A 7,866-nucleotide genomic window follows, 5' to 3' on the forward strand; every position below is an offset into this window, starting at 1 on the left:
CCGTATACCGAACGGTACGTACGGTGGTGTGGGAGGTCGGCTACTCAAATAATGGGTAGCCTCCTACCCGATTTCTTAGGAGGAAATATTATGAAATGGTTAACGAGTTTACTTAGGAATAAATCTGAGATTAAATATGATTGTTCAATTTGTGCTTACTATTCTCAATATAAGAAGCGAGTTGAGACTGTAAACGAGCAAAAAGATGTGACATTCAATGAAACAGAATATCGTACTTGCCAAAAAGGGGATATGGTTTTAAACGATTTGAAGCCATGCCAACTTCATAAGTACAAAGAGTATGATGATTTTTATAACCAAGTAGACTTTAGTCATGCTTATTTCAGGTATAAAGATATTGAGGAAGCACACAACAAACTGAATAAACTATTGGTGAAATATGATGGCAATAAAGAAGATATGTAATAAGTCAGGTTGTTCAAGTTTGGTTGATAGTGATCAACAATATTGTGAGCGTCATAAGGATCAGGAACAGAAGGATAAGCGAGATAGGAATAGGTATTATGATACATATCAACGAGATCAAAGAAGTAAGAAATTTTACAACTCGGCTGAGTGGTTGGTTGTTAGGCAGCAAGCATTAATCAGGGACAATTATCTATGCCAAGATTGTTTGGATGAACAGCGATTTACGAAAGCTGATGTAGGTTGGAATTAAGTAAAAGTCATCCAGACCTTAAGTTAATTGATAAATGGTTATGGAATATACGACAAGCATCTATTGTATTAGAAGCACATTATGACTTTAGTTTTAATAAATAGGGTAGGGGGCATTGGTAAAGTTGGAAATGAAAAGTCTATTGACCGCATGCCCAGTCTTGTTTGCACTTGAGTAGGATTTTTCAGGGTGGGGTGGTTTATGACTCGTAAATTTAAGAGGGGAGGGGGATTATGGAAACTGAAATTAAAGCACCAACTTTTTTGAAATCTGAAGCAAAGAGGAAGTTTGAAGAAATTTCAAAGTCATTGATAAAAGAAAGCAAGTGGAAAGCTGGGGATGAAATAGCATTAGCTGCTCTATGTGCTAGTTATCAACATTGGATTGAAGCAGAAAAGGCCATCAAGAAGAATGGAGATTTATGTTTCACGACTGAGACAGGTTATAGGCAGCAGATACCTGAGATATCTATTGCTAATAATGCGATGAAAAACATGCTCTCCTTTATTAAAGAGTTTGCTTTAACTCCAAAAGAACGGGCAAAGTTAAAGGAATTGATTCTGAACAAAGATGATGATTCTGATGAAGAAATGGAGGACATGATCCAAAAGTAAAGGTGATTAGATGAATGATTACGCTAAACAACAAATAGCAATTGAAACAAGTGGCGATATTGAGGCCTGGATCGAGGAATTAAAGGCTAAATATGATGATGAAAAGTACTACTTTGACGCTGATGAAGCACGAAAATTCCATAAATTTATATCGAAGTTGGAGTTAGATAAAGGTAAAAAAGGACAAAGAATCAACCTTTTGAAATTCCAATTTGACATCTGTACATCTATTATTTGTGTGAAGCGAAGAATAGATGATTTCAGGCGTTTTCGCGAGGCGCATATTAATATCCCAAGAAAAAACGGGAAGGGTTTCATAATTAGCTGCATTATCACTTATCTTTAGCGCCAGCTCCACGATAAAAGCCTGAGCGCTCTCAACCGACCGATTCCTCTTTGTCCGACCCGCAAACACCGGATTCCGAAAGTCCAAGTTATCTGCCAATTGGAGTAGCACACCACTTTATGATAAATACATAACTAAATAAGCATTTACAAATTACCAATAATATGAAAAAATGCTATTATATCAAATTACTGGAAGGGAATGGTTACAAAATGGTAACAAAGAAAGTTCTATCGAGTAGTTTAGCATTAATGGTTACATTTGCCACGATAATGCCAAGTGTACAAGCCGCATCTTCTAATCAATTATTGATATCAAGTTCAACAACCCTGGAAGGCAAAACGTATATTGATCTTGACCCGAAGGGAGAAGATCTAAGTGAAGACGGTTATGACGAAACTATCGTAAACATCGAGAAGATGGAAGTCAAACGTTCGGATATTACCATAGAAGGTGCACTTTCCTATGGGGATGAGGAAATCCCATTTGCCCTTTCCGGAGATTTAACAAAAGGTAACAAATCTAGCGGTACACTAGTCGGGAAATTAGAGGATAAACATGATAATTTTGACGTAATTCACTTCTCAATTGATAGTGATAATAGCCGCTCTATTACTATTGACAAAAAGAAAAAGGAAAAAGTCAAAAAGAATAAAGATGTCCTATTAAAACTGTATCTTATGAAGAAAGGGACAAGAGATTTTACGGTAATTGAAGTAGAGAATCCATATTTTATTGATAGCAAATTATTTAAAGTTGAGGAAAAATTGGAAAAAGCTGACCATCGTGATCAATACTGGTACTCCAAAATATTAGAACCTGAATTTGAAGTTTACGAAGAAAAAGATGAACCTTCTGCATATATTTCAGAAGAAAGTGACTTTTCCACCATGGCCCTTCAAAGCGACGGAATTACGACTGTCCATAAGTTCAATTACACTGTAGCTGGTGACCGCTGGACTGAAAAATTTAATACAAGACGGACGATTGAAGGTCCTACTTCAATTAGCAGTAGTGGAGAGTTTGTTGTAAAGTTTTATGTTACTGAAGAAGAAACATCATATGAAGATATGTACGGGGATGTATATATTGTTGATGACGAAACAAGTACTCAAATAGGTAACTTCGGAGATACAACTGTACAGGGGTGGGTAGAATCTGACGAGGTGATTCAAACAGTGGAATGGGATGGACATTACACTATACCAGGGTTTTTTGGTAAGCCAGAACTCTCAATCGGTTGGTCATTAGGCGTACTTGGTGCATCCTTAGGAGTGGGAAGCACTTGGGAGAAATCTCAAGACTATGAGGCGATGACCATGAAAGCTTTTGATAATTCAGGAGGAAAGTATACTAAGAATGCTGCTGTAATATGGAAGGAAAATAATAACATTCTAGAAGAACCGGGTCACACATTTGATCACGTTTTTAGAGTTGGTACATATGATACATCTGGAAGTAAAGACTTCAATGTTCAATTCAGTTACACTATCGATAATCCTATGGATACAAGAGATTCTGTTAAGGAATATGATCGCGAAATTTCCTTAACGTATCGTGTAAGATAAATAATGGTAGAGTGGAAAAACACAAGCGCTGCCGCTTGTGTTTTTCCACTCATAAAACGAAGATGTATGGAGGGATAGTGTTGACATTGTTATGGATCGTAATTCTGATTGTATTTACGTTAATAGGAATCTTTAAAAATAGGAAAGGAGAATTCCTAAAGCAAAGTGCATTGACACTTATGGTGGTATCAAATTTATTAGCAATTTGTATAGTGTATATTGATGTCAATAAAGGTGGTGCTACACACGTTGGGTGGATAGATGTGAAAAATTTAGCACTTTATTTTCTTATTTGCATACATGGAGTAATTGCAGGATTGTTAATTTATTTGTTTAGTTCGGCAAGAAGATAAAAAATATAGTGGGGAAATCTAAATCTAGGCAAGCCGTTCAACGCTCTACGCTCTACACTTCACCAAGTTCGCTTAATCCAGACGAAATGATTTTACTTATGATGTGAAAGATGGTCATACACTGATAGAAAACCCGTCCCTACAATAAACTGAGGCGGGTTTCGTTTTAGTATCGATCCATATAGTCAGCGGTATAGATGAACTGTGTCCCTCCTGTGATCATGTAGCGTTTAAGGCGTTCCCGAAATGCCCAGTCTGCCAATGCCAGCTCCACTATAAAGGCTTGCGCACTCCCTACTGAACGATTCCGCTTCGCCCGTCTCGCAAACACCGGATTCCGAAAGTCCAGGTTATCCGCAAGCTGGATCAAGTTTCCGTACATGACTCGTGAATGGGTCGATGTCACGCGTGGCAGTTCCACAAATGACTCTCCGATGTCCATATACCTTTCCCCTTCCGTTTTCAACTCAATATCGTCCGAAAATTCCCTTGATACGAAAACATCATTCAGCACATTGCACACTGAGAGATCCCTAAGTATCGGTGGAGGATATGATGCGCTGCATAACTCCATCACCGCCGGATCACGTCCCCGCGCTTGATCTTTCCGCTGAGAGCTGCCTTGACGAGATCGCCGTCTGGAAAGCTAACTCGTTCTCCTGTCGCTGTATCTTCCGTATGCAGGCGTCCATGACTCACTGAAACCACGCGATAGCTGCCGCCAACATCCGATGGTGTGTATACAGTTTGCGCGACGGACAGTGCCATGCCAAAGGTGAGGACTGCCAGCACCGCCCAGAATCCAGTCCTGACGTTGCTCTCTGTCATCTCTCCGCCAGTGCCGTCATTCTGGTCGTCATCGTCCATTTCAACGAAGGGAAGTCCTCGATCAACGCGGTAGTATCTACGCTTGTTGGCCATCTGAAGACATCGCCCTTCTGATCGGTACAGGAACGCCTACACCCTTTTTTTTTTGGTGGCTATTCTTCGACTGCACCAATGGACGTAGCTGCTGCTTCACCCAACCGCTAAAATTTAGCGTTTTGACAAGCTCCCACATCTCCCGTACCAGTGGATCATTGACGTTAAAGCAAACCGGCTTCCGTTCCGTTGCCATCCCAAAACCTCCCGTTGCGTTGTGCAGCGCTGCGTGGAGTGGCGCTGTGTTATTACCTGATGCGGTACGGATTGTCCAATATTCGAATTTTTCTTCGAAGACAAGTTTAATTTTCGGAATCCTTGTCCAATATGTGGATGAGGTGATGACATGTTCGGATTAGGAAAGAAAAGATCAAAATTGGGGAAGTGGCTTGATCAGAGAGGTATAACACAACAATGGTTAAGTAGGGAATCTGGTGTAAACAATAATACGGTTTCATACATGGCTTCTGACGATAATTATTTACCAACTATGAACACAGCAATGAAAATTTTGCGATCTTTGAGGAAAGTAGATCCAACTGTAAAGCTGGAAGATTTTTGGAGCATTTAGGAGGTACAATTTGAAACCCAAAAAAAGGAACATACGAAAGCCTATTAAGGTAGTTGCCCATTACATGATGATCAATGGAAAAAAAGTAGAGATTGACCCATTTCAAACAGATTTGCCAGACCGTTGCAAACTGTTTTTGGCTGAAATAACAACTGGATTCACATATCGTTTAGGAGAGCAAAGTGTAAAGTCGGAAACGGAGTTAGGTAATTAGGGGGAGGAGGGGATGGGTACTTCGCAAGAGTCGGGTTTTATTAAAATTGAGGTAGATGGTGAGAAAATTAAGGAGCTTTGCCGAGAAAGGATTCAAGCATTAGTCAACGAGGTGGAGAATGATTTAATCTTCTGGGATAGGAAAGAATTGTTAAGAAGGACAAGGATGTGCTGGAACACGATCCAGAGCCAATTTTTTCATGACCCACGCTTTCCCAAATACAAAGTCGGGAGCAAATGGTATTTTCCAGCAAAAGAATCTAAATCTTTCTTGGAACATTGGATAAAGGAACAACCTCGTTATTGAAACTCTGACAACATTGACAACCAATTTGACAACGCACTAAAGTAAATCAGGTTAATTCGAGTTAATTTGATTCGTGAAGAACCGCTGTATAATGCGGTTTATTCGGTGTGATTAACCAAGAATATTTCGTCAGATCAAATTGACAGGGTGGGGGTCGCTGGTTCGAACCCAGTCCGGATCACCATAATACAAACGCTGAAACCCCTTGGACGACAAGGGGTTTTTATTATTTTGCATTCAAAAGATACTGGTTGTTATGAAGATTTTTTTTGATGATATTGCGGGGAGGATATGGGTTGCAGCACTTTTTCCGGTGTATATTGATAGTGTAGAAAGTTATTCGTCAGCCGCCTTCGGGCGGTTTTTTTAATAAGAAAAAGGCCCTCCCAAAAGAGGACCTGGATCGATTCGCCTTGCTGCAGCAATACGATTGCAACGTGTACGCTGATGTTCCGGGACCTTACAGGCAAGATCGATGTGGACGGACGCGGCAAACCGCAGTCAGCCCATATGAAGCCTTTCCAGGACTGGGTAAATGGCAAAGCGCTCAGGAATGAACCGTTCGAGGAATTTGACAGGTACCAAAAGGCGAAGCAGGCCGCTGATCCGATGACCATATTTGATATCGTACAAGCAATTTAACAAACTGCTCATTGTGATTAGGTTCCATATGCTTGACTCGAAATGGACTGCAGGCTTTCACAAAAGGGACATGCCCTTTGAAGCATTTCGAATCGCATAATGATTCACCCAGTTCGCATCTTCATTTTCTCACTCCCACCTTCCGGATATACCACCTGCGTTTATGAAAGGAGATGGACCTGTAATTCTGAGCAAGTTTGATCATTCGTTTACGAGTGAGTGACGATGGTTTCGAAGATGAGCTTTTGTTAAGGGTACCTCTTACAACCAGATGACCGGGATAGTGAGCTTTCACGAAATTACCGTAAGTTTCGAACTCAGAGAACCCGGCATAACTCTGTTTGTTGGTTTTCTTGATAATCGCCCAATACCACCTATGCTTATGCCTGGCCTCAATTTTACGCTTTAGATGGGAGAGCTTTGATTTATCAAACAGCATATAGTGGGCAACGAAAGAGCGCGAGGCAGTTGGCTTGGTCCCCAGTAATTTCTTATAGGTTCGAAAATACTCGGGACGACTCCAGTTACGGCAGTAAAAAACGGTTTTTCCGTTGACGAGAAAGACATGAGGGCGGATGAGAATCGTGTCGGCGTCAATTACAAGATAATACCTTCGCTTGGTCAAATTTCCTCCAGCCAGCTTCAACAATTGTTGGAGCAGCCAGCCTGAGCGATTGGTGCGTTTGGTTTGGTAGTGAATGTCTTTTTTTGTAATCGGGAGCACGCGTCTTTCATTGATGAAGGTGCAGTTTTTACGACGGCAAAGGGCCTGGATTCGCTTGCTTGTTGGCGATACAACCATGATCTTACCGATCGGATGCTTCACTTGCTTACGGATACTGTCAATGACATAGGGAAGAGTGCCAAGGTCTTTCTCAATAGCTGGGATCAGGACATCAATTTTGATAGAGCTGTTGAAGGTTCTTTTCGCTGAACGTGTCAACTTCTCAACTCCATTTCGCTAAGCAGTTTCAAGCATATGTGTCTGAACAGGTCAGCCAGAGTGTCCGACTTTCCAGATAGGATATGATTTTCTTCCTTAGGGTGAATATGACAGATATGGAAATCCTCCAAAATGGGTGTTCGTCTGCTGATTTAACAAATCGGTAATTGTGGAAAGGGTGGGTCAATTAGAGGAGTAATTTTTTCGAAGAACACGACAAACGAATGAAATTGATGCTTCGGATATTCTTGATCGTCTTCGCCATTGTTTTAACACTGATCGTTGGCAGCTGGATTCTACACGGTTATGTTGCACTGTATGTACTGGATAACCCGGAGAGTGTCGGGGGCTGGATTGGCAAATTGATTAGCGGAAATGCTGGAGATTAACAAGCTTGTAACTCAGTGCCCAATACGATGGTTTTGAACGTCTTGGAGCCCATAATAACCTAAAAGAATTAATACAACTATGGTAGCCAAAACGTAGAGCCATCTGGCGTAGAGAGACTTAGAAGAAACAATGAGAGCCCAAACTGTAAGTAATATGAGCACCAGTACCATGCGAATCACTCCCTATAGAATTAAATACGGGTTAGATGATCAATGGTAACAGTTCACATGCACTCCTTCGAATACCGGTTTAACCCCTCAAAATTTGAGTCTTTCTCCCTTATTCTCGCATTTTCATATGATTCTTCTCTTCTTCAACC

Annotated in this window: 14 protein-coding genes; 10 read left to right on the forward strand and 4 right to left on the reverse strand. The window is 40.8% G+C overall.

What is annotated here, in order from left to right:
- Positions 1-90: 90 nt before the first annotated feature.
- The 5 genes from JZI27_RS24250 to JZI27_RS24270 all read left to right on the forward strand — a co-directional run bounded on the left by JZI27_RS24250 (position 91) and on the right by JZI27_RS24270 (position 3,560).
- Positions 91-426, forward strand: coding sequence for a hypothetical protein (locus JZI27_RS24250; protein ID WP_280209731.1), 336 nt, complete (start codon positions 91-93; stop codon positions 424-426).
- A gap of 486 nt (positions 427-912) precedes the next feature.
- Positions 913-1,293: a phage terminase small subunit P27 family gene (locus JZI27_RS24255; RefSeq protein ID WP_280209732.1), complete on the forward strand. Its 381-nt coding sequence runs from the start codon at positions 913-915 to the stop codon at positions 1,291-1,293.
- Between the two features lie 10 nt (positions 1,294-1,303).
- On the forward strand, positions 1,304-1,639 hold the full coding sequence (locus tag JZI27_RS24260; RefSeq protein WP_280209733.1) for a hypothetical protein: 336 nt from the start codon (positions 1,304-1,306) through the stop codon (positions 1,637-1,639).
- A 212-nt stretch (positions 1,640-1,851) separates the two neighbouring features.
- The gene (locus JZI27_RS24265; RefSeq protein WP_280209734.1) at positions 1,852-3,207 is read left to right on the forward strand and encodes a hypothetical protein; all 1,356 of its coding nucleotides are present in this window, start codon (positions 1,852-1,854) and stop codon (positions 3,205-3,207) included.
- A gap of 80 nt (positions 3,208-3,287) precedes the next feature.
- A complete protein-coding gene (locus tag JZI27_RS24270) occupies positions 3,288-3,560 on the forward strand; it encodes a hypothetical protein (protein ID WP_280209735.1) in 273 nt (90 codons plus the stop codon).
- Between the two features lie 166 nt (positions 3,561-3,726).
- Here the strand turns inward: JZI27_RS24270 and JZI27_RS24275 are convergent, their stop codons facing one another.
- From JZI27_RS24275 to JZI27_RS24285, 3 genes are all read right to left on the reverse strand, one after another.
- Complete coding sequence (locus JZI27_RS24275; protein ID WP_280209737.1) at positions 3,727-4,002, reverse strand: hypothetical protein; 276 nt, start codon at positions 4,000-4,002, stop codon at positions 3,727-3,729.
- Positions 4,003-4,133: 131 nt separating this feature from the next.
- Positions 4,134-4,388 (reverse strand): hypothetical protein, encoded by a 255-nt coding sequence (locus JZI27_RS24280; protein ID WP_280209738.1) that lies wholly within the window; start codon positions 4,386-4,388, stop codon positions 4,134-4,136.
- Between the two features lie 76 nt (positions 4,389-4,464).
- A complete protein-coding gene (locus JZI27_RS24285; RefSeq protein WP_280209740.1) occupies positions 4,465-4,677 on the reverse strand; it encodes a hypothetical protein in 213 nt (70 codons plus the stop codon).
- Between the two features lie 150 nt (positions 4,678-4,827).
- Between JZI27_RS24285 and JZI27_RS24290 the strand changes: the two genes are divergently transcribed.
- The 4 genes from JZI27_RS24290 to JZI27_RS24305 all read left to right on the forward strand — a co-directional run bounded on the left by JZI27_RS24290 (position 4,828) and on the right by JZI27_RS24305 (position 6,214).
- A complete protein-coding gene (locus JZI27_RS24290; RefSeq protein WP_280209742.1) occupies positions 4,828-5,052 on the forward strand; it encodes a helix-turn-helix domain-containing protein in 225 nt (74 codons plus the stop codon).
- A 10-nt stretch (positions 5,053-5,062) separates the two neighbouring features.
- A complete protein-coding gene (locus JZI27_RS24295) occupies positions 5,063-5,266 on the forward strand; it encodes a hypothetical protein (RefSeq protein WP_280209744.1) in 204 nt (67 codons plus the stop codon).
- Positions 5,267-5,278: 12 nt separating this feature from the next.
- Positions 5,279-5,572, forward strand: coding sequence for a group-specific protein (locus tag JZI27_RS24300; protein WP_280209745.1), 294 nt, complete (start codon positions 5,279-5,281; stop codon positions 5,570-5,572).
- A gap of 447 nt (positions 5,573-6,019) precedes the next feature.
- The gene (locus JZI27_RS24305) at positions 6,020-6,214 is read left to right on the forward strand and encodes a hypothetical protein (protein WP_280209746.1); all 195 of its coding nucleotides are present in this window, start codon (positions 6,020-6,022) and stop codon (positions 6,212-6,214) included.
- A gap of 121 nt (positions 6,215-6,335) precedes the next feature.
- On the opposite strand, the gene JZI27_RS24310 is transcribed toward JZI27_RS24305, so the two are convergent.
- Positions 6,336-7,157, reverse strand: coding sequence for a DUF6492 family protein (locus JZI27_RS24310; protein WP_280209748.1), 822 nt, complete (start codon positions 7,155-7,157; stop codon positions 6,336-6,338).
- Between the two features lie 224 nt (positions 7,158-7,381).
- On the opposite strand from JZI27_RS24310, the gene JZI27_RS24315 reads away from it, so the two are divergent.
- Positions 7,382-7,546: a hypothetical protein gene (locus JZI27_RS24315; protein ID WP_280209749.1), complete on the forward strand. Its 165-nt coding sequence runs from the start codon at positions 7,382-7,384 to the stop codon at positions 7,544-7,546.
- The last annotated feature ends 320 nt before the right edge of the window (positions 7,547-7,866 follow it).

It is taken from the genome of Brevibacillus sp. AY1 (genome assembly GCF_029870785.1).
GTDB lineage: Bacteria > Bacillota > Bacilli > Brevibacillales > Brevibacillaceae > Brevibacillus > Brevibacillus invocatus.

What these genes read in the sequence shown, in the direction of transcription:
- JZI27_RS24250 (WP_280209731.1), top strand. Translation starts at nt 91, where the DNA reads ATGAAATGGTTAACGAGTTTACTTAGGAATAAATCTGAGATTAAATAT.
- JZI27_RS24255 (WP_280209732.1), top strand. Translation starts at nt 913, where the DNA reads ATGGAAACTGAAATTAAAGCACCAACTTTTTTGAAATCTGAAGCAAAG.
- JZI27_RS24260 (WP_280209733.1), top strand. Translation starts at nt 1,304, where the DNA reads ATGAATGATTACGCTAAACAACAAATAGCAATTGAAACAAGTGGCGAT.
- JZI27_RS24265 (WP_280209734.1), top strand. Translation starts at nt 1,852, where the DNA reads ATGGTAACAAAGAAAGTTCTATCGAGTAGTTTAGCATTAATGGTTACA.
- JZI27_RS24275 (WP_280209737.1), bottom strand. Translation starts at nt 4,002, where the DNA reads ATGGACATCGGAGAGTCATTTGTGGAACTGCCACGCGTGACATCGACC.
- JZI27_RS24280 (WP_280209738.1), bottom strand. Translation starts at nt 4,388, where the DNA reads ATGACAGAGAGCAACGTCAGGACTGGATTCTGGGCGGTGCTGGCAGTC.
- JZI27_RS24285 (WP_280209740.1), bottom strand. Translation starts at nt 4,677, where the DNA reads ATGGCAACGGAACGGAAGCCGGTTTGCTTTAACGTCAATGATCCACTG.
- JZI27_RS24290 (WP_280209742.1), top strand. Translation starts at nt 4,828, where the DNA reads ATGTTCGGATTAGGAAAGAAAAGATCAAAATTGGGGAAGTGGCTTGAT.
- JZI27_RS24300 (WP_280209745.1), top strand. Translation starts at nt 5,279, where the DNA reads ATGGGTACTTCGCAAGAGTCGGGTTTTATTAAAATTGAGGTAGATGGT.
- JZI27_RS24305 (WP_280209746.1), top strand. Translation starts at nt 6,020, where the DNA reads ATGTTCCGGGACCTTACAGGCAAGATCGATGTGGACGGACGCGGCAAA.
- JZI27_RS24315 (WP_280209749.1), top strand. Translation starts at nt 7,382, where the DNA reads ATGAAATTGATGCTTCGGATATTCTTGATCGTCTTCGCCATTGTTTTA.